This is a genomic window from Gemmatimonadales bacterium, assembly GCA_036265815.1.
In the GTDB taxonomy this organism is placed as follows: Bacteria; Gemmatimonadota; Gemmatimonadetes; order Gemmatimonadales; family GWC2-71-9; genus CAVVWJ01.
The window spans coordinates 12,006-36,366 of sequence record DATAOI010000097.1 but is presented as its reverse complement, the minus strand read 5'-3'; the positions used below and the strand labels follow the sequence as shown (position 1 = coordinate 36,366).

General features: G+C 69.3%; 18 protein-coding genes. 10 read left to right on the top strand and 8 right to left on the bottom strand.

What is annotated here, in order from left to right:
* The first annotated feature begins 197 nt into the window (after positions 1–197).
* On the top strand, positions 198–1,346 hold the full coding sequence (locus tag VHR41_19085) for a hypothetical protein (protein ID HEX3236303.1): 1,149 nt from the start codon (positions 198–200) through the stop codon (positions 1,344–1,346).
* Between the two features lie 8 nt (positions 1,347–1,354).
* Here VHR41_19085 and VHR41_19080 read toward each other — a convergent pair whose 3' ends face one another.
* From VHR41_19080 to VHR41_19055, 6 genes are all read right to left on the bottom strand, one after another.
* Entirely contained in the window at positions 1,355–2,317 is a 963-nt protein-coding gene (locus tag VHR41_19080; GenBank protein HEX3236302.1) for a GNAT family N-acetyltransferase, read from the bottom strand.
* Entirely contained in the window at positions 2,301–4,721 is a 2,421-nt protein-coding gene (locus VHR41_19075; GenBank protein HEX3236301.1) for an SMC family ATPase, read from the bottom strand. Before VHR41_19075 ends, VHR41_19080 begins: the two co-directional genes overlap by 17 nt.
* Positions 4,721–5,902, bottom strand: coding sequence for an exonuclease SbcCD subunit D (locus tag VHR41_19070; GenBank protein ID HEX3236300.1), 1,182 nt, complete (start codon positions 5,900–5,902; stop codon positions 4,721–4,723). Before VHR41_19070 ends, VHR41_19075 begins: the two co-directional genes overlap by 1 nt.
* 81 nt (positions 5,903–5,983) lie before the next feature.
* Positions 5,984–7,975: a PAS domain-containing protein gene (locus tag VHR41_19065; GenBank protein HEX3236299.1), complete on the bottom strand. Its 1,992-nt coding sequence runs from the start codon at positions 7,973–7,975 to the stop codon at positions 5,984–5,986.
* Between the two features lie 109 nt (positions 7,976–8,084).
* Positions 8,085–10,028 (bottom strand): hypothetical protein, encoded by a 1,944-nt coding sequence (locus tag VHR41_19060; protein HEX3236298.1) that lies wholly within the window; start codon positions 10,026–10,028, stop codon positions 8,085–8,087.
* 50 nt (positions 10,029–10,078) lie between these two features.
* A complete protein-coding gene (locus tag VHR41_19055) occupies positions 10,079–11,017 on the bottom strand; it encodes a hypothetical protein (protein ID HEX3236297.1) in 939 nt (312 codons plus the stop codon).
* 133 nt (positions 11,018–11,150) lie between these two features.
* Between VHR41_19055 and VHR41_19050 the strand changes: the two genes are divergently transcribed.
* Both VHR41_19050 and VHR41_19045 read left to right on the top strand, forming a co-directional pair.
* Positions 11,151–11,582 carry a helix-turn-helix transcriptional regulator gene (locus VHR41_19050; GenBank protein HEX3236296.1) on the top strand — a complete coding sequence of 144 codons (432 nt, stop codon included), beginning with the start codon at positions 11,151–11,153 and terminating at the stop codon, positions 11,580–11,582.
* Between the two features lie 411 nt (positions 11,583–11,993).
* Positions 11,994–13,763, top strand: a complete 1,770-nt coding sequence (locus VHR41_19045; protein HEX3236295.1) for an ABC transporter ATP-binding protein — start codon at positions 11,994–11,996, stop codon at positions 13,761–13,763.
* Position 13,764: 1 nt separating this feature from the next.
* Here VHR41_19045 and VHR41_19040 read toward each other — a convergent pair whose 3' ends face one another.
* Both VHR41_19040 and VHR41_19035 read right to left on the bottom strand, forming a co-directional pair.
* Positions 13,765–14,298 carry a hypothetical protein gene (locus tag VHR41_19040; protein HEX3236294.1) on the bottom strand — a complete coding sequence of 178 codons (534 nt, stop codon included), beginning with the start codon at positions 14,296–14,298 and terminating at the stop codon, positions 13,765–13,767.
* Complete coding sequence (locus tag VHR41_19035; protein HEX3236293.1) at positions 14,288–15,499, bottom strand: pyridoxal phosphate-dependent aminotransferase; 1,212 nt, start codon at positions 15,497–15,499, stop codon at positions 14,288–14,290. The genes VHR41_19040 and VHR41_19035 overlap by 11 nt, the downstream gene beginning before the upstream one ends.
* Positions 15,500–15,648: 149 nt before the next feature.
* Here VHR41_19035 and VHR41_19030 point away from each other — a divergent pair, with 149 nt between their 5' ends.
* From VHR41_19030 to VHR41_19000, 7 genes are all read left to right on the top strand, one after another.
* Positions 15,649–17,085 carry a DbpA RNA binding domain-containing protein gene (locus VHR41_19030; protein ID HEX3236292.1) on the top strand — a complete coding sequence of 479 codons (1,437 nt, stop codon included), beginning with the start codon at positions 15,649–15,651 and terminating at the stop codon, positions 17,083–17,085.
* A 40-nt stretch (positions 17,086–17,125) separates the two neighbouring features.
* Complete coding sequence (locus VHR41_19025) at positions 17,126–17,731, top strand: thymidine kinase (protein ID HEX3236291.1); 606 nt, start codon at positions 17,126–17,128, stop codon at positions 17,729–17,731.
* Between the two features lie 18 nt (positions 17,732–17,749).
* Complete coding sequence (coaE, locus tag VHR41_19020) at positions 17,750–18,349, top strand: dephospho-CoA kinase (protein ID HEX3236290.1); 600 nt, start codon at positions 17,750–17,752, stop codon at positions 18,347–18,349.
* A gap of 54 nt (positions 18,350–18,403) precedes the next feature.
* Positions 18,404–18,793, top strand: a complete 390-nt coding sequence (gene gcvH, locus VHR41_19015; GenBank protein ID HEX3236289.1) for a glycine cleavage system protein GcvH — start codon at positions 18,404–18,406, stop codon at positions 18,791–18,793.
* Between the two features lie 139 nt (positions 18,794–18,932).
* Positions 18,933–21,836, top strand: a complete 2,904-nt coding sequence (gcvP, locus tag VHR41_19010; protein HEX3236288.1) for an aminomethyl-transferring glycine dehydrogenase — start codon at positions 18,933–18,935, stop codon at positions 21,834–21,836.
* Entirely contained in the window at positions 21,829–22,602 is a 774-nt protein-coding gene (locus VHR41_19005; protein ID HEX3236287.1) for a lipoate--protein ligase family protein, read from the top strand. Before gcvP ends, VHR41_19005 begins: the two co-directional genes overlap by 8 nt.
* Before the next feature lie 114 nt (positions 22,603–22,716).
* Positions 22,717–24,360: an ABC transporter substrate-binding protein gene (locus VHR41_19000; GenBank protein HEX3236286.1), complete on the top strand. Its 1,644-nt coding sequence runs from the start codon at positions 22,717–22,719 to the stop codon at positions 24,358–24,360.
* Position 24,361: the final 1 nt, after the last annotated feature.

Genomic DNA, 24,361 nt, shown 5'->3' with positions numbered 1-24,361 from the left:
CTGAGCTTCACGGCCGATGCCACCGGGCTCACCGTGACCGCCCCCAGCTCGAGCAACCGGGCGCCGCCGGGCCACTACATGGTCTTCATCCTCAACGGCAGCGACGTGCCCTCGGTGGCCAAGATCATCCGGCTGTTCTAGGGTCGGGCTCCGGCGGGACGCTTGCGCCTGGGCCGGCGCTCGCGCGAAACTTCGTCATGCTTACGTTGCCTGCACAGGCGTTCGCGCTGGTCGGGGTCCTCACGTTCCAGACCCCGACTGCTGTCCCTGCCACCCCCCCAGTCCTGGACAGTGTAGTCGTGCCGGTGGCTTTCAGCGCCACCGGCGGCAGTATCACCCGGAGTGGCCTCTACACCGCCGGGGCCACCGCGGGCACCTACCGGGTGATCGCCTCCTCCACTGGACTCGCCGATACGGCGGTCGTGACGCTCACGTCATCGGCCAAGGCCGCCACAGTGACCCGCGCACCGAGCGGTCAGGGCATCCCCTTCGGACCCTCCGGCGGATTCAACGGGAGCACCGGCTGGAAGCCCGGCATGGAGCCATTCACCGGCACCATTTCCGGTACCAGCCCGGACGCCATCATCACTCAGTTGAACACCGCGCGAGCGGCACACCGGCACGTGATCTTCAACATGACGGGCGGTTCGCATAACCGGTATCTCACCGGCGGCGAGTTCGACAGAGGCAAATGGCAGGCGGTGATGGACGGCTATGACACGCCGGAGATCAAAGCGGCAGTTGCGGCGGCGGTCGCCGATGGAACGCTCCTGGGGAACTCGGTGATGGATGAGCCCAATGTGCACGGCCTGGGAGACGGAAACACCTGGGGGCCGTCGGGCACGATGACCAAGGCCCGGGTCGACTCGATGTGTGCCGTGGTCAAGGCCCTGTTTCCGACCCTTCCCGTTGGGGTGGGCCACCAACACGACGCCTTCCAGCCGCAGGCGTCCTACCGGGTGTGCGAGTTCATCATCGACCAGTATTCTTCCCGTGCCGGGGATGTCACGGCGTTCCGGGACGCGGGTCTGGCGCTTGCCCGGCGGGACCACCACGCGATCGTCTTCAGCATGAACATCCTGAACGGCGGTATCCAAGCCGTTCGCGATGGCTCGTGGAACTGTCCCACCCCGTCCACCGGTGGACGGGGGACCGGCGACCCCAACTGCCGCATGACGGCGGAGCAGGTGCGAACCGTCGGCCTCACCCTTGGCCCGGCCGGCTGTGCCCTGCTCATGTGGCGGTACGACCGGGACTTCATGTCCAACCCGGAGAACGAACAGGCGTTCAAGGACGTGGGCGCGCGGCTGGCTGCATTACCGGGCAGGCCGTGCACCCGGTCGTAACCAGCCGATCAGATCTCCCAATTCGACAACACTAGCCCGCGCTTGGGCGGTGCGTGTGGCAGCTCCCGCAGGATCATCCGCAGATCGGTCCAGTGCACCCGGTATCCCGCGGCGATGAGCCGGAGGTAGGCCTCCGCATACTCGGTCTGGCAGCGGATGGCGACGCGTCCGACCCGCTCGACCGCGGCGGTGCCGTGCAGGACCTCGAGCAGTCGCTCGAACGTCGAGAGGCTCCGCGCCACCAGCTTGAGCACCCGCACCTCGTCCTTGGCCCGGCCGGCCGCCAGCGGCGTGGAATGCCAGAGCGCGAACCCCAGGAGCTCCCCGCCCTCGCGCACCAGCGTGGTGTCGCCGATGTTGAGCTCATGGGTGAGAGTAATCTCCCGGGAGAAATCGACGCCTGGCGCCAGCTCGTCGGTGAGCCGCCGGCACTCCTCCACCCCTCGTTCCAGTGAATTCCCCGTGGTCGAGAGCAGCTCGGGCGCGGCTCCGACCCGCCGCGGCACATCGTGCACCAGGGTGACGGTGAGCGGGCCGGGCACCAACCCGAGACGGCTGTAGAACCCGATGTTCTCCACCGTCCTGGGCATCGTCTCGAGCCCGATGGTCTGGACGCCCTGCGCCTTGAGCCACTCGATGCCGACCCGCACCATAGTGGAGCCGAGCCCCTCCCCCTGACGATCCGGCCGGACGGCGAGCGGACCCATCCAGCCTTCGGCTCCGGATTGGTGGACCATATTGAAGGCGACCATCTGCCCCTCGCCATCCCGCCAGATCATGGCGCCGTTGCCGGCATCCTCGATGGCGTAGCGCCAGACCAGCTTGTTCAGGTGCGGCACCCGGACGCCGACCAGCCCGTCCCGGCTGTAGCGGTCGGTGAACGCGTCGGCAAAGACCCGATTGAGCGGCTCGATATCGCGCAGCCCGGGCCGGTCCGGCCCGCGAAGGCTCCGGTCAGGCCGCCACATCATGTCCTCCCAGCGGATCCTCCCGCACCGTCGCGACGCCGCTCGCCAGATCGAAGCCCACCCGCACCACCCGGTCGAAACCCTCCCGCACGGAGTCGATGTGGGTGATCAGGATGACCTGGGGGAAACGGTCGGCCAGGCTGCGCAGCAGATCCACCACCGAGGCGCGGCGCTCCTCGTCGAGCGAGCCGAAGATCTCGTCCAACACCAGCAGCGATAGCGGCTGACCCGCCCGCTCCGCGATCATCTGACTGATCGCGAGCCGCAGCGCCAGATTGGCCACGTCCTCCTCGCCGCCCGAGATGACCGCCTTGGCCTCACCATCGTCCAGCAGGGTCGCGACATAGTCTTCGTCCAGCTCCAGGTCGGTGTAGCGACCATTGGTCAAGTCGCGCAGGAAGCCGGAAGCGAGCTCGGACAGGTCGGGGCGGAGGGCGGCGTTCAGGTCGGTCCGCAGATCGGTGAGCGCGCGGTCGAGCTCCTGGTGCAGCGCCAGCTCCGCCGCGGTGGCGGCCGCCTCGCGTTCCCGCTCCACCCGCTCAGCCCTGCGGCGAGCGATCTCGGCGATCAATTCCGCGGCCGCCGCGCTCTCGCCGCGAGCCCGCACCAGCGCGAGCTCCGCCTCCCGCCGGCCGTGCTCGGCGGTGAGCTCCGCCTCCCGGGCCGCGCGATACATGGGCTCATTGTACCCCAGCTCCGCCAACCGCCCCTCCAGCAGGGCCTGCCGCGCGGCTGCGGCGTCGCGCTCGCCATGGGCGGTTTCCAGCTCGGCGGTGACCACGCTGCCGCGGTCGACCAGGCCACGCAGGCGCTCGGCCTGCAGCGCGAGCGGCTCCAGCTCGCGGATCTGCCCGATGACGGCCTCGTGGCGGCCCTGGTCGTAGGACCCCAGCAGCAGACCGAGCGACGCCTCCAGCTCATGGGTGCGGAGCACCAGGCGCTCGTGCTCCTCGTGGAGGTGTCCCGCTTCCTGGGTCTGTGCGTCGAGCCGGCCCAGCTCCGCGATGGCGTTGGAGAGCTCCCGCTCCACTTCGATGCGGCGGTGCTCGACCTCCTCCAGCTCGCGCGGCTCGGCCTGCAGCTGCTCGATGCGCTGCTTGTAGAAATTGCCGTTGGAGACGACCTCCTCGATCTGCCGGTCGAGCAACTGGAGCACGGTGCCGTACTCCTTGCCCAAGGGCCGGGTGCAGGTGGGGCAGTCGCCTTCCGGGCCGGCCTTCACGATTCGCTGGCGCTGGTCCTTGAGCTCCTGGTATTGATCGAGGAGTCCTTGCCGCTTGGTCCGGGCATCCTGTGCGTCCTGCACCCAGGCGGTCCGGGCGGCCTCGGCGTCGAGGGCGAGCCCGGTGAGTGAGGCACGGAGATCGTTGACCCGCTCGCGAGAGCTCTCCACGGCCGCGCGGGTGGGGATCCGATCCATCCGCTCTTCCACCGAGGCGAGATGGGTACGCACCTCGGAGAGCTGGGCCAGCAACCCCTTGCGGGCCGCCCACGCTTCGGCCTGGCGACCGAGCGTCGCCGCCTCGTTCCGAAGGTCCGGCAGCGGGGCGAGCCGGCCGGTGAGCTCTTCCAGGTTGTGGGCCGCGAGCGCGGCTTCCTCCATCTGCCGCTCCAGGCGCCCGACCCGGTCGGAGGCGGCACCCACCTGATGCCGGGCTACCGTGAGTTCGGCGTCCAGGGCGAGCGCGCTCTCCCGCAAGACCTGGACACGCTCCCACCGGGGGCGTACCTCGAGCAGCAGGCGCTCGGCCCCGGCCAACGTATCGGCGGTCGCAGTTTCGGCGGTCGCGGCGGCCGCGATCCGCTGCCGGGCGCGCTGCTCAGCAGTATCGAGCTCGCTGGGATCGACCAGGCCGGCGCGGAGCGCCTCGAGCCGGGCGCGCAGCGATGCCCGGCGCTCCTTCAGCCGCTCCTGCGCCGCGCGGAGGCGCTCGTATCCCAGCACGCGGGAGAGGAACTGGGCGCGCTCCGGCGCGCTCATCGCCGCCATCACGGCGAGCTCCTTCTGGCCGGTGAAATAGGTGTTGAAGAACTCCTCGCGGGTCATGCCGAGGAGCCGGGTCACCCGCTCGGTGACGGCACCGAGCGAATTGGCGATGGGCGCGGGATCGCCGTCCTGGTAGAGCTCGGCGCCGTTGAGCGACCGGACCACGCGATACTGGTGAGGACCGAGGCTGAACTCCATCTCCACCTCGACCTTGGCGCGGGGCGGCGCGCCCCGGCGGCGGATGGTCTCCCGGCTGCCGCGAGCCGCCGGCATGCCGTACATCGCCCAGGCGATAGCCTCGAGAATGGTGGTCTTCCCGGCGCCGTTGGGCCCGATGATGCCAGTGAGCCCCGCGCCGAGCTCCAGGTCGGTGTGCTCATGCTGGCGGAAGTTGCAGAGGCGGATCCGGTTGATCTGCATCAGGACCCTGCCAGGTCCCGCTCGACCGCGTCGATCAACTCCTCGCCCAGGTGCACGAACGCCTCGCGGTCGAGCTCCGCTGGAAGGGGACGGCCGCTCAGATAGGATCGCACCAGCTCGGGAAGGGTCTGCCGCCGCCCCGGCGCGCCCACGCCAACGCTGCGGTTGACCTCGGGACGACGAACGTCCAGGTGCAGGTGCAGCGCCGTGGACTTGAATCCGCGAATCATGGAATGATTCAGCTCCCGTCCGACGTGACGCGGCACGTTGTACACGACCAGGCGGACGATCTTGTCGGCGAGTCCACCGGAGATGGCGTGCAGCCGCTCGGCGATCTGGACATCGATCGCGGCCGCGGAGAGTCCTTCCCCATCCAGCGGTGCCAGGTCCAGGATCGCCCGGGCAGGGGCCACCGGCCGGCGCTCGACCTTGCCGCGCTCGAGATCGGCCAGCAGCCAGCCCTTTCCGGAAGATCCGCGCTCCCGCTCGTCGGCCAGCTCGCCCCAGAGGTTGGGGCTCACGTAATCGAGCGATCCGGCATACCAGACCCGGGGAGCCACCTCGTGCTGCACGTGGTAGTGCCCCAGTGCGACATAGCTCCACTCCCCCCGACCGCCCAGCTCCCGCAGGTCGATGAGCGCTCCGCCGTATTCCGCCGCGCTCCGGTCAAAGGGAAAGACGCCCGCCACCTCGCCATGGAGCAGCAGCACGCGGTTCCGCTCCGGGCCCTCGGGGGTGAGCGATGGGCGGTCCGCCGCGGTGAGCGCCTGGTGCGGCACCGCGAGGATCGAGAGGTCCAGCGCCGGATAGACGAGCCGGCGGGGCTGGTCGACTGCCACGTCCACACCGAGCTCCTCGAAGAGTCGAAGAATCGACCCGGTCTCCGCCGAGCGTGGGGTATCGTGGTTTCCGGCGATCAACACGACCGGCGCGTCGGGGATCGCCTCACGCAGCCGCTGAAACTGGCGGAAGGCGAAGACGATCGCCGAGTTGGTGGGCCGGACGGAGTGGAAGAGATCACCTGCCACCACGACCGCGTCGGGCCGGGCGGCGATCACGTCATCGATGGCAGCCCGAAAGGCCTTCGCGATGTCGGCTTCGCGCTGGTTGATGCCGGCAGGGGTCTGCCGATGGTACTGCCGTATGCCGAGATGGGGATCGGCGAGATGAGCCAGTTTCACCCACGTAATGTCTCGTGACCGGGGGATTTATCAAGGTCTCACGAGTCGGTGAAACGGGCGCTCGGGCAACGAGTTAGAGCGTCAGGCCTGGCCGCCGGAGCGGCGGGCGGCGAGTGCCTCCCGAAGGCGCTGGCCCAGTTGGCTGGCATCAAACGGTTTTTGCAGGTAGGGCACACCCGGCGCCAGCAGCCCGCGGCGAGCAATCTCGTCATCGGTAAAACCGGACATGAGCACCACCGGGAGGTCGACACCGGAAGCGGCGATGCGACTGGCGAGCTCGGACCCGCCCATCTCCGGCATCACCACGTCTGCCAGCACGACGTCGATCGGCTGATCCGGTCTCGCGAGGATCTCCAGCGCTTCGCCTCCGTGCCGCGCCTCCACCACCGAGTAGCCTTGAACCTCGAGCAGGCGGACGGTGAGCGGCCGGACCAAGTCGTCGTCCTCGACCACCAGGACGGTCTCTGCTCCGCCCGCCCCCTGAAGGGCACCGGGTTGGTGATCGGCCGGGGCATCGGAATCGGTGGCAGGGAAGTAGAGCTTGAAGGTTGTGCCGTGCGCCGGCTCGCTGTACACCCAGATGAAGCCGTTGCTCTGTTTGACCAGCCCATAGACCATGGAAAGGCCGAGGCCGGTGCCCTGCCCCACCGGCTTCGTGGTGAAGAACGGTTCGAAGATCCGAGTCTGGACATCGTGCGGAATCCCGCTGCCCGTGTCGGTCACGGCCATCTGTACATAGCGGCCCGGCGGCACCCGGACACCGGCATGACGACCGGCATAGGCATCGTCGAGACGCACGTTCGCCGTCTGAATGGCCAGCCAGCCACCGGATGTCATCGCGTCCCGCGCATTGATCGTAAGATTGATCAGCACCTGCTCGATCTGTCCCCGATCGGCATAGACCCGCCACAGATCGGGAGCGAGCGTCAGGTCCAGCCGTTTGTCGGCTCCCAACAGCCGCAGGAGGATCGGCCGGAGCTGTTCCAGTACGCCGTTGAGCCCGAGGGCCTGGGGTTGGAGCATCTGCCGGCGGCTGAAGGCGAGCAACTGTCCGGTGACCATCGCGGCACGTGCCGCGGCCTTCCGAACCTGCAGCAGGTCGGCGTACCGGTCGTCTCCCTGGTCCAAGGTGGGCAGAATGATGTCGGAGAAACCGAGGATCACGGTCATCATGTTGTTGACTTCGTGTGCGACCCCGCCGGCCAATCGCCCCACCGCGTCCATACGGTGCGCCTGGCGAAGCTGCTCTTCGACCTCCCGGCGGCGGGTGACGTCCACACAGGCGCCGGTCATGGTGACGGGATCTCCCTCGGCGTCGTAGAATACCTGGCCGTGCGCCCGGATCCAGCGCAGCCCGCCGTCGGACCGCATCACCCGGAATTCGATGTCCAGGTCGGCGCCACTCTGCGCCGATTGACTGAAGGCGGCCCGGACCGCCTCGTAGTCCTCCGGATGGACCCGGTCGAGAACATCCTGCATCGTTTGAACCGACTCGCCGGCCTCCAGCCCGAGCATCCGGCTCAAGCCTTTGTCGAGATCCTCCTCGTTGGTGAGGAGGTTCCACCGCCACGTCCCCATGCCGGCCGCGTCCAAGGCGGTCATGAGCCGATGCTCGGTCTCCCGCAGCCGTTCCTCACTGGCCCGGAGGAGCTCCGTCGAGCGCCGCTCGGCGGTGCTGTCGCGCATCACCTTGGCGAATCCCTCCAACCCTCCCGAGGCGTCACGGAGCGCGCTCGTGATGCCCGAGGCCCAGAACTCCGTGCCATCCTTGCGCAGCATCCATCGATCATCGCTCGCCTGGCCGTCACGCGCCGCGGTCTCCAGCTCACTCTCCGGCACCATCGCCGCGCGATCCCGGACGGGGAAAAGCCGCCACGCCGGTAGACCGATGAACTCCCGTTCCGAGTAGCCGAGCACCCGCTCGACCCCCTGATTCCAGGTCACGGTATAGCCACGCGGGTCGATCATGAAAATCGCATAGTCCTTGACCTGCTCGACCCATGCCCGCCACGGGTCCACGCGGGCCGACGCCTGTGGCGCCATGGATGGGAAGTCTGGAGTGGGTCCGGACATCAGAGACTCGCGACGGAGGAACCGCGGCACACCGGGGCTGGTTGGGGAAGGTCGAGAGGAAGTCGAGACCGCGCTGTGACCCACGTCCCCACGGTCAACCGGGGGCGATCTAGAAACCGTACCCGTCGTCGGCCCGTTTGACCGCGGGGATACCCCGGCGGCCCTGCACCACCTCGCCGTTGACCCGGCGGCCGAGACAGGCGATGAAGAAGGCGAGCGGCTCCGCCGCACGTTCCCGCCGGGTGGCCGCGAGGGCGCGGCGCACCTCGTCCTCCCGCCGGCCATCCACCAGAGCGCGCACCGCGTCGGCCGAGACCCCGCGGTCCATGCCGCGGAGCTGGCGCGCGACCGCATCGGCAAAGGCGAGCTCGGTGGCCGGGGGGAACCGCTCGATCCCTTCCCGGCTGCTCAGCACGGCCGGCCGGGGGAACTTGACGAAGATCGGCTGGGTAAAGTGGGGATGGCGCAGCATCAGCTCGCCCTTGGGCAGGGTGGCGAGCTTGATCTTGGTGGCCGGTGAGACCGCCGCGTACCCCGGCGTGGTGAGCTCGTCCATGTCCATCCGGCCGTACACGGCGGTGCCCGCGTTGCCCACCACCCGCCGCTGCACTTGAGAGCGGAACTGCTGGGCGGAGAAGAGCACCAGCCCGAGATAGCGGCCCCGCTCGGAGAGATCGAGCAGCATCTTCCGCACGTAGGTGTCGGCGCCATCGGCCGGGGCGTACTTGTTGAGCTCGTCGACGAAGACCACCACGTGATCGACGCCCAGATCGCGGCGCTCGAGGTGCTCCCGCAGCTTGGAGACGATCCGGGCGAACACCAGATCCTGGGCCAGCGGGTCGAGTCCGGCGACGTCCACCACATGAACGCCGCGGTCCCGGAAGGCGCCCCAGGGCAGATCGTGCGCGTCCCCGTCGTCGGTCACCAGTCCCTTGGAGCGCGTCGAAATGTTGGTGAGCCGGTTGCGGACCTTGCGGATGGTAGCGAGATGATGGGTCTTCCAGACCTCGGCGCCTTTCCCCAGGACCTCCATGAAGTCGAAGATGGCGCGGAAGAACTCCTCCAGGTCGGCAAAGCTCTGCACCCGAAAAGGCTTGCCTCGCAACATGTCGTCCTGGTACTCCCGTCCCACCACCCGTTCCGCCAGAAAGTCGATGAAAGCGTCTGCCTTGGCGTCTACGTCGTCGCGATTGAGGACCACCTCGGCGTAGTCCAGCACCTCTCGCAGGCCCCACACCAGCGGCTCCGTGTTGGCCGACAGCGCGTCGTTGGTGCGTAGCGTATTCAGGTTCACGCCGTCGGCCTTGAAGGGCGCGTAGTAATGCACGTCGCCGAAGGGCTCCGGGCGGAGACCGAGCTTGGCGTAGAGCCGGCAATCCTCCTCGGCAAGGGTCGCGGGCTGATCGAGGAAGCAGAGGTCGGGGCCCTTCACGTTGAAGCAGAGCGCGGCAACCGACCCCTTATGCGGTGGGAAGGTCTGAAAGATGCTCGCGAGGAGGAACTCCACCGCGCTGGTCTTGGTGGCCAGCCCGGAGACCCCGGTGATGTTGAGGTGGGCCGCCTCGGGGCCGAGGAGGAAATCGCAGTCGAGGTACACCGGCGACTCGTGCCCGCCGGCAGCATACAATCCCACGGGGATGCCCGTCGGGCGCGCGCCGGTGGTGTAGCTGTCCATCCGGAGGGCCAGCAGCACGTCTGCGTCGGAGGCGAGCCAGACCGAGCCGAGCGGCACCGGCTGCAGCGGCTCCTCCGGAATCTGCCGGAGCACGGCCGCCGTGAAGAGCCGGATTTCCGCGCGCCGGCTCGGCTCGATGCCGGCGGCCACCGGATCTCCATCGCTTCCGATGACCGCGTGCAGCGGCGTGGCGAGATCGGAGTAGGCGAAGCCGTCGGTCACGACTCCGTAGACGATGCGCTCCGCTTCCTCGACTCGGACGATGGCGCCGATCCCGATGGGCGACTCCCGCGCGGTCCAGAAGTGGAACTGGTGCGGCGTGGAAGGCTTGAGCTCGGTGGCGACGACACGGCCGATGGGTGGGGCGGGATGGGGCATGGGAGGAAATGTGTCTCGCCGGGCGGGAAACCTGTAGGGGCTACCGAGCGTCAGCCGAGGGCGCGAACCTGCGCGCGAAGGTAGCTCTCGACCGAGTGGATGCCGTAGAGCAGACGATCCCAGCGCGCGTCCGGCGCACTGAGCGGCGCCCGCTCCGCCAGGAGCCACCGGGATAGAAGGCCGGCCATCGCCGGTGTGCCGTTGACCGGAGCAACTTCGATGCGTACCAGCCCGTGAAACAGGTCCTTCCCCTCCCAAGGCCAGAGTCGGAGTGCCCAGGCGTGCACCGGCGTGAGACTCCGGGTCTGCGGAACATAGAGCGAGGAGCGATGGCCCTGGGGCAGCCGGAGGTAACGATCCAGGTCGGCTCCGTCGAACGGCAGCGTGGCGTGGCTCTTCGCGACACCCACCATGCGGGGGTCGGCCGACCAGACGGGGCTCTCGGTCAGCGAGCCATCCACGATCAGCCATCCATCGGAGCGGGCACGGTAGCGGTCGCCGATCGACAGCTCCAGTGCGCCCCGGGCCCGGTCGAGCGCGCGGGCCGCGTTCGCCTGATCCCGGATGGGGTGCGGCGGCTCGTCCTCGGGTAGCGCCAATAATTGGAAGCGGGAGAGGGCGTCGCCGGCGGCCTCCAGCGCGGCGGGCCGCCCGATGGCCAGCAAGCGCCGATCCTCCACCACCGTGGTGAGCCGGGCATCGCGCCGCTCGCGGACCGCGGCCGCGATCTCGCCAACCACGATGACCGACGCGCCGGCGTAGGCGAGCAGCTCGGAGCGCTGCACCCCGTCGAGGAAGGCGAGCGGGTCGGGCCAGGGCTCCGCCGCATCTACCGGAATCCACTGGAGCGGGGCGCCCTCCAGCAGCCGTGCCTGCCGAATGCAGGCGTCCTCGGTCCGCCCGCCGCTCGCGTCCGGCACCGCGGAAGCCGGTGTGAGGCCTCGCAGGGCCAGAACCCGGCGCAGATTGGTCAGATTGACAGGGTCCATGTATGGGCAAAGCTAGCCCAGCCACCGGCGCTCGGCATCTTGCCGCCTGCGCTCGCCGGCATATAGACTAGATTGACTATACACCGGGCCCACCGCTACGTAACCGAAGCATCGCCGCTGCTGTGAGGTCAACGTGACCGCCAACCGCCTCGAGTCGGTGTACCAGCCGCAGGATGGTCAGCGCACCGTCTCTGCAGAGCAACTCGCGGCCCTGCGCGCCACCTTCAAGTCGTTACGGCGCGACGGACGGCAGATCATCGGACAGATCCGCGATTCGCTGGACCAGATGCGACACCTGCGGGCGCGACTCTTGGAGCAGCGCACGGCCACGGCGAACTCGCGCGGGCTCAAGGGACCGCCGCGCGGCGCCTCCCTCCAGTCCACCTACGGCTTCACTCCCCGGGAACTCCAGGTGGCCATGCTGCTCGCCAGCGGCCGCTCCAACGTTGCGATCGCGGCGGCGTTGCGGATCAGCCCCCACACCGCACGACACCACACCCAGCGGGTGCTGGTCAAGCTTGGCGTCCACTCGCGAGCCGCGGCGGGCGCTCTGCTCCGCGGCTGAACCGCACTACTTTCGCACCGCCACTCCTCTGCTGCACCTCAGTTTCCCGCGATAGGCAGTTCAAACTACGGGCGAAAGTCGTTCTGCACGGAAGCCAGGCACGGACAGGTAAGCAGCTCGCTGGTCACACTCCCTCATTTACATACTGATTCGCCCCGGCACTCGCCCGAGTCAGCGAGTGATCTTCAAGCAAGTGAAGTTCTGGCATGAGGGTATTTGGTAACCACCGGATGAGCACCGGCTCACCCCTGGTGCAACGTCGTGCATCTTGCAGTCGATCTTGCCGCTTGAGGCAATCCCCACGGAATAGCCGGAGGTTTTGAGCCATCCGCGTACCGGCATTGAACTTGCCCCGTCCCGAGCCGGTTATTGGCCGCGGTCCCACCGCACGGCTTCTCCCACACGGACGATATGGCTTCCTCGGGCATCCGGCTCGCTGTTCGATCCCTGCAGTTCGTCCGGCCGTACCGCCGGCCTTTAGTCACCGTCATTGTCCTCGCGCTCGTGCTCGCCACCCTGAGCGCCATCGACCCGCTCCTCATGAAATACCTGTTCGACCAGCTCGGCACCGCGGGCGGTGCCCACGCGTTCGCGGTCGCCATGGCAGGGCTGCTGGTGCTTGAGCTGGTGCGCGCCGGCCTCCAGAGCTGGCTGGGGATGCGCAGCTGGGACGTGCGACTCGGCGTGGAGTACAGCGTCCGCGAGCAGGTGGTGAGCAAGCTCAACTCGCTGCCGGTCGCCTTCCATCAGAAGGAGGGGGTGGGCGGCACGGTGAACCGGATCAATCAGGGAATCACCGGCTATGTGACCGCCTTCAGCGATATCGCCTTCAACCTGTTGCCGACCCTGCTCTACCTGGGGCTCTCGATCACCGCGATGCTCCAGCTGGAGTGGCGGCTCGCCGCGGTGGTGATCCTGTTCACCCCGATTCCCGCCCTGATCGGTGCGCGGGCCGCGCCGGAGCAGATCCAGCGAGAGCGCCGATTGGTGGAGCGCTGGAGCTCGATCTACTCCCGCTTCAACGAAGTTCTGGCCGGGATGATGACGGTCAAGGGCTTCGGCATGGAGCAGGCGGAGATGACCCGGTTCCTGAGCGGCGTCCGGCAGGGCAATGAAGTGGTCCGGCGAGGAGTACGCACCGACACCCGGAACGCCGCGTTCCGGAACCTGGCTGCCACCTCGGCGCGTCTGGCCGCGCTGGCGTTAGGCGGCTATCTCGCCTTTCGGGGACAACTGACCCTGGGTACGCTGATCGCGTTCCTGGGCTATATCGGCGGCCTGTTTGGGCCGGTGCAGGGGCTGACCAACACGTACCAGACGCTGCGGAAGGCCACCGTCTCCCTGGAGTCGCTGTACGCAATACTGGACGCCGAGGACGTGGTCGGCGACCGGCCGGACGCGGCGGACGTGCCGCCATTCCAGGGCGAGGTCCAGTTCCGCGACCTCACCTTCGCCTACCAGCCGGGCGCCCCGGTGCTCCAGGGCGTCAACCTCAGCGTTCCCCCGGGCGAAACCATCGCGCTGATCGGCCCGAGCGGAAGCGGGAAGACGACGCTCATGACGCTGCTACAGCGCCTGCATGCCGTGTCGCCCGGGTCGATCACCATCGACGGTACCGACATCTGCGCCATGACCCAGCAGTCGTTGCGCAGTCAGATCGGCGTGGTGTTCCAGGATCCCCACCTCTTCAACGACTCGGTCCGAGCCAACATCGCCTACGGGCGGCCGGACGCGACCCAGGAGGAGATCGAGGCGGCGGCCAAGGCGGCGCAAGCGCACGACTTCATCATGGCCTTGCCGGAGGGCTACGACACCAGCGTGCGGGAGCGTGGCAGCCGGCTCTCCGGCGGCCAGCGTCAGCGGGTGGCCATCGCCCGGGCGCTGCTCAAGAATCCTCCGATCCTGATTCTCGACGAGGCGACGTCCGCGCTCGATGTCGAATCGGAGCACCTCATTCAGCTCGCGCTCCGGGTCCTGCTCAAGGGACGCACGGCGTTCGTCATCGCCCACCGATTGTCGACCGTTCGAGAGGCGGACCGCATCGTAGTGATCGAGAACGGATCGATCACCGAGATGGGGACCCACGTCGAGCTCTGTCAGCGGGGAGGCTACTACGCGTCGCTGGTGGAGCGCCAGCAACAGGGATTCCTGGGAGAGGCGGTGCCCAGCTGGGCCGCGTGACCTACATCTCGTCTTCGAAGGCGGTGAAGGGCGGGACGTTGGTGAGCCAGAAGCCCGCCAGGCCGCCCTGCTGGTCCACCTCGACATAGAAGTTGTCCGCCACCCGGACCAGCTCGACCGGCCGCCGAGGGCCGATGTTCAGGTGGAACACGCTCTCCGCGGCATTGGTCTGGACGGACAGAGTGGTATCGACCTCGACCGACGTCACTCCCGGGCGAGAGGGGCGGGCGGGCAGCACCACGCGCCCGTCGGTGAGCTGCGCGGGTACCCGCAGCTCCGACGCCGTGGTCACCTCGGGCCAGACCACCACGTCGAGCCCGCAGATGACTCCGTTGCTCACGTCGAGCACCGCGATCGATCCCTCGGCGTCGGTCAGCTCGACCGTACCGGTGAGCCCGCCGCTTTTCCGGTTTCCCTTGAACGCGCCCGAGAGGATGTCCGTCTCGGGGTCCCAGCGCCACGCAATGGCCGGCAACTGACCGGTCAGCGGCTCTACCCGCGCGTCGATCGCCACCGGCGAGACCTTAGGCGGCACGGGCGGACGCCAGGCGCTGGATGAGCCCGATGATCCGGTCCAGTGCCTGCTCCAGCTCGGTGTCGGACACGGCGTAGCTGAGGCGGACCCAGCGGTCGTCCGAGAACGCCCCGCCGGGCACCAGGGCAACCCCTTCCTGTTTCATCAATTGCTCGCAGAACGTCGTGCCGCTGACCGGATCCTTCTCCCGGATGCCGTCGACCCGGAAGAAGAAGTAGAACGCCCCATGGGGCTCGACGAACTCCACACCGGGTGCCTCCCGCCGGAAGCGCTCGACCAGATAGTCGCGCCGGCGGCGGAAGGCGGCCACCATCCGGGTGACCTCGCCATCGACCCGCTCGTCGGTAAAGGCGGCGGCGGCGGCCCACTGCGCAGGATGGTTGGCACCGGTGGTGGTGTGAGACTGGAACGCCGCCATCGCCTTGGTGAGATGCGGGGGCGCGAGCGCGGCCCCGATGCGCCAGCCGGTCATTGCGTACGCCTTGCTGGCGCCGTAGATGATCACGGTGCGCTCGAGCAGATCGTCCGGCAAATCCAGCAGCGACGCCGCGGGCCCGGGACCGTAGTTGATCCGCCGGTAGATCTCGTCGGAGATGATCCAGACGTCGTTGGCCTTGGCCCATTCGGCGATGGAGCGCAGCTCCGCCAGCGTGTAGACCGCGCCGGTCGGATTGCACGGGGAGCACAGGATGAGCCCGCGGGTCAGCTTGTTCGAGGCCCGGTCGAGATCCCGCGCGCTGACCTTGAGCCCCCACTCGACGTCTCCGGGCACCAGCACCGGCTCAGCCCGGCAGAGGTGCACAATCTGAGGATAGGAGACCCAGGCAGGCGCCGGGATCAGGACCCGCTCCTTGGGTCCGAACAGGGCGAAGCAGGCGTTGAAGATCGACTGCTTGGAGCCGGAGCTCACCATGATCTGGTCGGGGTCCACCGCGCGGCCGCCCGACATCCGGCTCAGCTGGCCCGCGATCCCTTTCCTGAGCTCGGCGATTCCGACGTTCGGCGGATAGCGGGTGAGCCCCTTCTGGATCGCCTGGATACCGGCCTGCGCCGCCGGAGCCGGGGTGTCGAAGTCGGGCTCGCCCACGCCGAGGTCGCGCACGTCCTCGCCGGCGGCCTTCCGGCGCTTGGCTTCATTGCTGATGGCGACCGTCTCGGACGCCTTGAGATGCTGGACGTTCTGCGACAGCGGGTCAGGCATGAGCGGTTCCGGATCGAGGTGAAGCGAGAGAGTGGTGGGAAAGGTTGGTCGCCGGATCGGCGATGTCAACCGTCCCCACGACGGGGTTGGATCGCACCGCCGCTCACCTTACCTTGCCCTGGATTTTCCACCCCCAGCACGAGGCTCCAGTGGCCGGTTTGGAAGAGCTGCATCTCACGACGCCGATCGCGGCCGCGCTCGAGCGCCTGGGCTGGGCCGCCGCCGACCCGACGGTCCGCGAGGCGGCGCCCACCGCGGCGCGCGGGCACAATCTGGTGGGGTTGACGCCGCCGGCGCCGGCGTACGCCGCGCCGGCGCTGGCGGGCCTGCTGAGCCGCCTCGGGTCCGGGCAGTCCGGGCTGGTGCTCTGCTCAGCGGTCCAGTTGGAGGATTGGGGTGCGCTGGTACACTCGCTGGCGGCGGAGACCGGGATCCGGGTGCAGGTTGCCCACGGCACCGCGCGAGCCATGCGGCGAGTGCGGGCCGGCACGGTCGATCTCCTGGTCACCACCCCGGAGACTGCCCTGGCCCTCCACACCCGCTCGGCGCTCCGCCTGGAGGCGCTCGGGTCGGTCCTGCTGGCGTGGCCCGAGACGTGGGAGGAGCCGGAGAGTCTCGCGCCGCTCATGGCCGATCTGAGCAAGGAGTCGCAGCGGATCGTGCTCTCCGGCGCGCCGGACCGGGTGGCCGACCTGGTCGAGCGATACGCCCGGCGCGCGCTCACCTTGGGCGCCAGCGCCGAGGTCGGCGGGCCGGCCGGCCCGGTCAGGACGGTGGCGGTGCCCTGGGCCCGGCGGGCGGCCGCACTGGGGGAGCTGGTGGAGCTGCTCGATCCGGCCACCGTGTCGGTGTGGACCGCCGACCGGGCGCAGCACGAAGGGATCGGCCGCGCGGTGGCGCTGGCCGAGCCTGAGCTGCGCCTGACCACCGGAGACGCGGCCCCAGCGGAGCTGGTGATCGCCTTCGATCCGCCGACTCCCACGCGGCTCCGCCAGCTCCTCGCTGCCGGCCAGGTGGTGCTGCTGGTGCCGCCGGGCACCGAGAGCTATGTGGCGAGGATCGCCGCGCCGCAGCGCCCGATTCGCCTGTCCGGCCTGGTCGAGGCGGTGACCTCCGCCGCGAGCCGCAAGCGAGCCGCCATCGTGCGAGCGCTGGAGAGCGCCCGCCCGGAGCGCGCGCTCCTGACGCTGGCACCCCTGTTCGAGCGCTACGATCCATCAGTCGTGGCCGCGGCGCTGTTCGAGCTCTGGACCGGCGCGGCCGACGCGGCCGGCGCCGAGCTGCCGCCGCCGCTGCCCGATATCCCCGCCACGGCCAAGATCTACGTCGGGGTGGGCAAGAAGGATGGGGCCACGGTCAACGATCTGGTCGCGGTGCTGACCAAGGAGCTGCGGGTGGAGCGCGGCAAGATCGGGCGGGTCGAGCTGAGGGACGCCTACGCCCTGGTGGAGATCCCGGCGCAGGAGGCCGAGCGGGTGGCGACCGCGCTCAACGGCGTCACCATCCGCCGGCGCCGGGTCACTGCTCGGGTCGACCGCGGCGGACCGGCGCGCCCGCCTGCCAAGCGGCCGCCCGCCCGGCGCTAGTTCTCCTGCCGCCCCGCCACCGTCATCCGGAGACTCGGCGATGAATTACGGGATGCACCCCGGTTGGATCGAGGTGATCAGCGGTGTCATGTTCGCTGGCAAGAGTGAGGAGCTGATCCGGCGAGTGCGGCGCGCCATCATCGCACGGCGCCGGGTGCAGGTGTTCAAGTCCCACCTCGACAGCCGCTACGCGGGGCTGTACACGGTGTCGAGCCACGACGGCACCGAGCTGGAGGCCAGCCCGGTGGACTCGGCCGCCGAGATCTTCCGGCTGGTGCGTCCCGAGAGCGAGATCATCGCCATCGACGAAGCCCAGTTTCTCGATCCCCACATCCTCGAGGTAAGCAGACACCTGGCCGGACGTGGCGTCCGGGTGATCCTGGCCGGCACCGACACCGACTTCCGGGGCGAGCCGTTCGGCTCGATGGGCGATCTCATGGCCGTCGCGGAAATCGTGGACAAGCTGCAGGCGATCTGCGTGGTCTGTGGCGATCCGGCCTGCCGCAACCAACGTCTGCTGAACGGCAAGCCTGCACGCTACGACTCGCCCACCATCATGGTGGGCGGCCGGGAAAGCTACGAGGCGCGCTGCCGGCACTGCCACAAGGTGCCGCGCAGAGACGAAGACCAGACGGCGCTCCTCTAGGCTCCGGCCGACAGGCCCATGCTCAACGTCGCGCTCACGGGCAACATCGCGGCCGGCAAGTCCACGGTGGCCGAGCTTTTCCGCAGCTGGGGCGCGGTCCTGATCGAGGCCGACCGCCTGGTGCGGGACGCGCAGGCACCGGGCACCCCGGTGCTGCGGCTCATCGCGGCGCGGTTCGGGGCCGACCTCATCGGGCCGGCGGGCGAGCTCGACCGCGCGGCCCTCCGCCAGCGGGTGATGGGCGATCCCGCAGCCCGAGCCGAGCTCGAGCGGCTGGTCCATCCCGAGGTCGCGCGACGCCGGGCGGCGCTGCTGGCGGAGGCTCGCGCGCGGGGAGCCCGGATCGTGGTGAGCGACATTCCCCTGCTCTTCGAGTCACTGGACCCGGCGGCGTTCGACGCCGTGGTGCTGGTGGATGCACCGGAGCCGGTCCGGCGGGCTCGGCTGGTGGCCCGCCGCGGCCTCTCCGCGGCGGACGCCGACCGCATGCTCGCCGCCCAGCTGCCCAGCGCGGAGAAGCGCACGCGCAGCGCGTACGTCATCGATAACGATGCCGACCCGGCCGCGCTGGAGCGCCGGGCGAGGGAGGTGTGGGAGGCGTTGGTGGCCCGCGCTTGACCGCATCCACCGGGCCGTCTATCCTCCCACGCGCACTCACTTTGGGGGCCCGTCGTGTCGCAGATACCGGATGATCTGTTGTACACTGTCGAGCACGAGTATCTCGCGCGCACCGGCGATCCCGCGGTCATGCGAGTCGGCATCACCGATTACGCACAGGGTGAGCTGGGTGACGTGGTCTTCGTGAACCTGCCCAAGCCCGGCGAGCGGCTCGAGGTCCACCAGGCGTTCGGCACCATCGAAGCCGTCAAGGCGGTCTCCGAGCTGTACAGCCCGGTGGCCGGTGTCGTGACCGAGGTGAACGGGGCACTGGACAGCGATCCGGCGGTGGTGAACCGCGATCCGTACGGCGCCGGATGGATGGTCAGTCTCCGGGTCGACGATCCGGCGGCGCTCGGGTCACTGCTCACCCCCGGCGCCTACCGGACTCACATCGGCGAATGAGGCGCGACCGGACTCCCAGTGCATGACCTGAACTGTAGCAACGACGTGCCGATCTGCCGATGTTCCAGGCCCACCCCGGGAGCGCGTTCTCGGGGTGTTTTGTCGTGAGCCCTTCCCAGCGCAGGAGCCCGAGCTTCCGATGACGACCGTCCGCCCCTCCGATCCGATCACGCCACTCATCGACGTCCAGCATCCCGGGCATTTCGCCTACCGCCACATCGGCCCACGGCGGGAGGACACGGCGGAGATGCTGGAGCGGCTGGGCTACGGCTCGCTCGACGACTTCATCGATGCCGTGGTGCCCCCGGACATCCGGCTCCGGCGGCCGCTGGCCCTGCCGCCCGGACGGAGCGAGCGCGAGGTGCTGCAGGCACTCCGGGGCCTGGCGGGAATGAACCGGGTGTTCCGGTCCTACATCGGCATGGGGTACGCCGGCTGCTTCACACCCCAGGTGGTCCAGCGCAACGTGCTGGAGAACCCGGGCTGGTACACCGCGTACACCCCGTACCAGGCCGAGATCTCCCAGGGGCGGCTGGAGGCGCTGCTCAACTTCCAGACCATGGTGGCCGACCTCACCGGGCTGGAGATCGCCAACGCGTCCCTGCTGGACGAGGCCACAGCCGCCGCGGAGGCGATGAGCCTCACGCTGGCGGTGCGGCCGGTCAAGACCAGGCCGGTCTATCTGGTGGACGATGCCTGCCATCCGCAGACCATCGCCGTGGTGCGGACGCGGGCGGAGGTCCGTGGCATCCGGGTGGTCGTGGCCGAGAGCGAGACGTTCGCGTTCGAGGAGGGCGTGATCGGCGCGTTGGTGCAGTATCCGGCCACCGACGGCGCGGTGAGGGATTTCCGGAGCCTCTGCGAGCGCGCGCACGCGGCGGGCGCGCTGGTCACGGCTGCGACCGACCTGCTGAGCCTCACGATGCTGATGCCGCCCGGCGAGTGGGGGGCCGACATCGCCGTGGGAAACAGCCAGCGGTTCGGGGTTCCCATGGGCTACGGCGGGCCGCACGCCGCGTTCTTCGCCACCCGCGACGCCTTCAAGCGCTTCCTCCCGGGACGGATCATCGGCGTATCCCGCGACCGCGACGGGCGCCCGGCCCTCCGGATGGCGCTGCAGACCCGGGAGCAGCACATCCGGCGCGACAAGGCGACGAGCAACGTGTGCACCTCGCAGGTACTCCTGGCGGTGATGGCGAGCATGTACGCGGTCTACCATGGCCCGGCTGGTCTTCGCCGGATCGCGGAGCGGGTGCACGCCCGCACGGTGGTGCTGGCGAACGCGCTCCGGCGGCTCCGCTACCGGATCGTGCACGACTCCTTCTTCGATACTCTCTGCGTCGAGGTGCCGGAGTGGGCGCTGCCCCGGCTGCTGGACGCGGCGCGCACCCGGCAGATCAACCTGCGGCCACTCCCGCCCACCCGGCTCTGCATCGCCCTGGACGAGACGGTGACGCTGGGCGATCTGGCCGATCTCATCGCGGTATTCTCCCTGAACGAGGCGCTGCCGTTCATGCTGGAGGACATCGGAGTGCAGCAGGACCACTCGATTCCGCCGGCGCTGGAGCGCAGCACGGCCTATCTCACGCATCCGGTCTTCCACCTGCACCACTCCGAGACCGAGATGCTGCGCTACATCAAGCGGCTGGAGGCGCGCGACCTCTCGCTCACCTCGGCGATGATCCCGCTCGGGTCCTGCACTATGAAGCTCAACGCCACGACCGAGATGATGCCGGTGAGCTGGCGCGAGTTCAATCGCCTGCACCCCTTCGCGCCGCGGGACCAGGCCGCGGGATACGAGCTTCTGTTCGGCCAGTTGCAGCACCAGCTGGCCGAGATCACCGGCTTCTCCGCGGTCTCGCTGCAACCCAACGCGGGATCGCAGGGCGAGTACGCCGGGCTCCTGGTGATCCGCGCCTATCACCGGGCGCGTGGCGAGGCGCACCGGATCACCTGCCTGATCCCACAATCGGCGCACGGCACCAATCCGGCCAGCGCGGTCATGGCGGGCATGCAGGTGGTGCCGGTGGCGAGCGATGCCCGCGGCAACATCGATCTGGACGACCTCAGGGCGAAGGCGGCACAACACCAGGAGACCCTCGCCGCCCTCATGGTGACCTACCCCTCGACCCACGGGGTCTTCGAGTCGTCGATCCGGGAGATCTGCCGGATCGTGCATGAGCACGGGGGCCAGGTGTACATGGACGGGGCCAACCTGAACGCCCAGGTCGGGCTCTGCCGCCCGGGGGACATCGGCGCCGATGTGTGCCATCTCAACCTGCACAAGACGTTCTGCATTCCCCATGGGGGAGGCGGACCGGGGATGGGACCGATCGGCGTGGCCAAGCACCTCGCGCCGTACCTGCCGGATCATCCGATCGTCGAGCTGGGCCACGCGGCTTCGTGCGGCACCGTGTCGGCCGCGCCGTGGGGGAGCGCCGCGATCCTGCCCATCTCCTGGGCGTATATCGCCCTCATGGGCTTCGACGGACTCGCGGAGGCGAGTAAAATCGCCATTCTCAGCGCGAACTACATCGCGCGCCGGCTGAGCGACCACTACGCCGTGCTTTACACCGGTCCCCATGGACTGGTGGCGCACGAGTGCATCATCGACACCCGGCCGTTCAAGGCCACGGCCGGGGTCGATGTGGAGGACATCGCCAAGCGGATCATCGACTACGGCTTCCATCCGCCGACGGTCTCGTTTCCGGTGCCCGGCACCCTGATGATCGAGCCGACCGAGAGCGAGTCCAAGGAGGAGCTCGACCGGTTCTGCGACGCGCTCATCGCCATCCGCGAGGAGATTCGCGAGATCGAGGACGGACGCGCCGAGCGGGAGCAGAATCTCCTCAGCAACGCGCCGCACACACTGGAGCAGGTGATCTCCGACGGGTGGAACCGGCCCTACCCGCGGGAGCGGGCCGCGTATCCCTCGCGCGCGGTGCGGGAGCACAAGATCTGGCCCACCGTCGGCCGGATCGACAGCGCCTACGGCGACCGCAACCTCGCCTGCACCTGCCCGCCGGTGGAGGCGTATGGCTGAGCCCTGGCGGCTCTGGGTCGACGATACCCCGCGGCCGGGCTGGACCAACATGGCGCTCGACCAAGCGCTGCTGGATCGGGCCGCGCATTCCGGAGAGCGCTGGCTCCGACTCTACGGCTGGGAGCCGCACTGTCTCTCGTTCGGCCGCCACGAGCCTGCGGCGCGGCGGTACGACCGGGCACGGGTCGAAGCCCTCGGTCTGGACGTGGTGCGACGCCCCACTGGCGGCCGCGCCGTGTGGCACGGGCGTGAGGTCACCTACGCGCTGGCGGCCCCGAGCGCCGAGCTGGGCACGGTGCGCGAGTCGTACGTCGAGATCCACCAGATGCTGCTCGGCGCGCTTGGGCGGCTCGGCATCCCGGCGAGGCTGGCGCCGGGCGGACGCGCGGTCGGGGTCGGTAGCGGGGCCTGCTTCGCGTCCCCGGCGGGGGGTGAGATCATGGTGCAGGGACGCAAGGCCGTGGGCAGCGCGCAGCTCCGGCAGGGCGGCGCGCTGCTGCAGCACGGCTCGATTCTGCTGGAGACCGACCAGGCGGTGGTCCAGGCGGTAACCCGCGGCACTCCGCTTCCGGACCTCGCCGGGCCACTGGCATCGCTGCTGTCCGCTCCCCCGTCGGCGGAGGAGCTGGTCGATGCGATTGCCAGCACGGCGGTGGAGCGCTGGGGCGGTCGCTGGGAGCGACAGCCGAGCGGTGACGCGCTGGTCGACGGGGCCAGCCGGCATGCGGCGCGCTTCCGTTCGGACGCCTGGACCTGGAGTAGTTGATCGGCCGGTCCGCTCCTCGCCGCCACCCCGCCCTGCTACATTCCGGGCATCCCCGCTGCATCGCTCATTTCCGGAGTTCCTGTGACGCACTGGACGCCACGGACTGCCTTGACCATGCGGCTGCCCGCCCGGGTATCGGGATTCGCCATCGCGCTTTGCTGGGCGACCCAGGCGGCCGCGCAAGCGGCCAGGGGGCCCGCGACGATCGTCATCGTGACCGGCGCGCCGGCCCCGGTGCCGATCCCGACGCTGATGGAGGGGACCCAGGCGGCGGTGGCCAACTACGAGATCGCCGACCAGCTCTTCCTCCATCTCGCCGGGCTCGGTCCCACGCTCACCACGGCCGGCGATCGCGACTTCGTGCCGCTCCTGGCCCGGCGCTGGGTACGGCGGGATTCGGTGACCGTGGCGTTCGAGCTCGATCCGCGGGCCACCTGGCAGGACGGCGCGCCGGTGACCGCGCGGGACGTGGTGTTCACCTTCGAGCGGGCGCGGGACCCGGCGATTGCCCCCCGTACCGCCGGCGTACTCCGGCGGATCATGGCCGTGACCGCCGAGGGCGATCGCCGCGTGGTCTTTCGCTTTTCCTACCCCTACGCCGAGCAGGTGTATGACGCGGTGTTCCACGTAGCTCCACTGCCGGCACATCTCCTGGCGGGACTCTCCCAGGAGGAGCTCCGCCGCTCGCCGTTCCTGACCAGGCCGGTCGGCAGCGGACCGTACCGCTGGGTGCGGAGCGTGGCCGGCGAGTACATCGAGCTCGCCGCGAACGAGCACTTCTTCCTGGGCCCCCCGGCGATTCGTCGGGTCATCGTGCGGGTCGCCGCGGATCCCGATGCCAGGATCAACCTGCTGTTGAGCGGCGAAGCGGACGCCATGGACAACGTGCCGCCGCCACTCGCCAATCTTCGCCGGCTGGGAGCGGACCGTGACGTGCGGCTCATCCCGGTGCCATCCCCAACGCTCGGTTATCTCCTGTTCAATCAGCGCGACCCGCGCGACACCTCGCGCCCGCACCCGGTGCTGGCCGACCCGAACGTGCGGCGTGCGATCGTCCTGGCCCTGGACCGGGCCCGGATGGTGCGCGCCGTGCTGGGGGATTACGCCAAGGTACCGTACGGGCCGGTGCCCGCGATCCTCTGGATCGGCCACCAGGCGCCCCCGCCCCTCGGGCAGGACCTGTACCGTGCGCGCCACCTGCTCGCCGGTGCCGGCTGGGCCGACCACGACGGTGACGGAATGATCGATCGCGCCGGTCAGCCGTTGCATCTCACGCTGAGCCTTCCGGTCACCAGCGGCATCCGCCGGGAGCTGGGACTCCTGGTGCAGGAACAGCTCCGCCAGCTGGGGGTCACGGTCGACGTGCAGCAGTACGATTACCCGGTGTTCTCCGAGCGGAGGACCGCCGGGCGATTCGACATCGATTTCTCCGGCGCCAGCATGGACCCATCCCCATCGGGTCTGGCCAACAGCTGGTCCTGCGGCGGCGCGGGCAACGTGGCCCACTACTGCGACCCGGTGGTGGACTCACTGTTCGAGCGCGCCAGCCGCGGTGGCGCGAACGTCGCCGACCTCTGGCGCGCGGCGCTGATCCGGATCGAGGAGGACGCGCCCGCCGCCTTCATGTATGCGCCGCTCTACGTCTACGCGGTGAACCGGCGATTCACCAATGTGACGATCCGGCCGGAGTCGTCGTGGCTCGCCCTCTGGCAATGGACGATGGGCGGGGCCCAGGCACGCAAGGGCACAGGGGACTGAG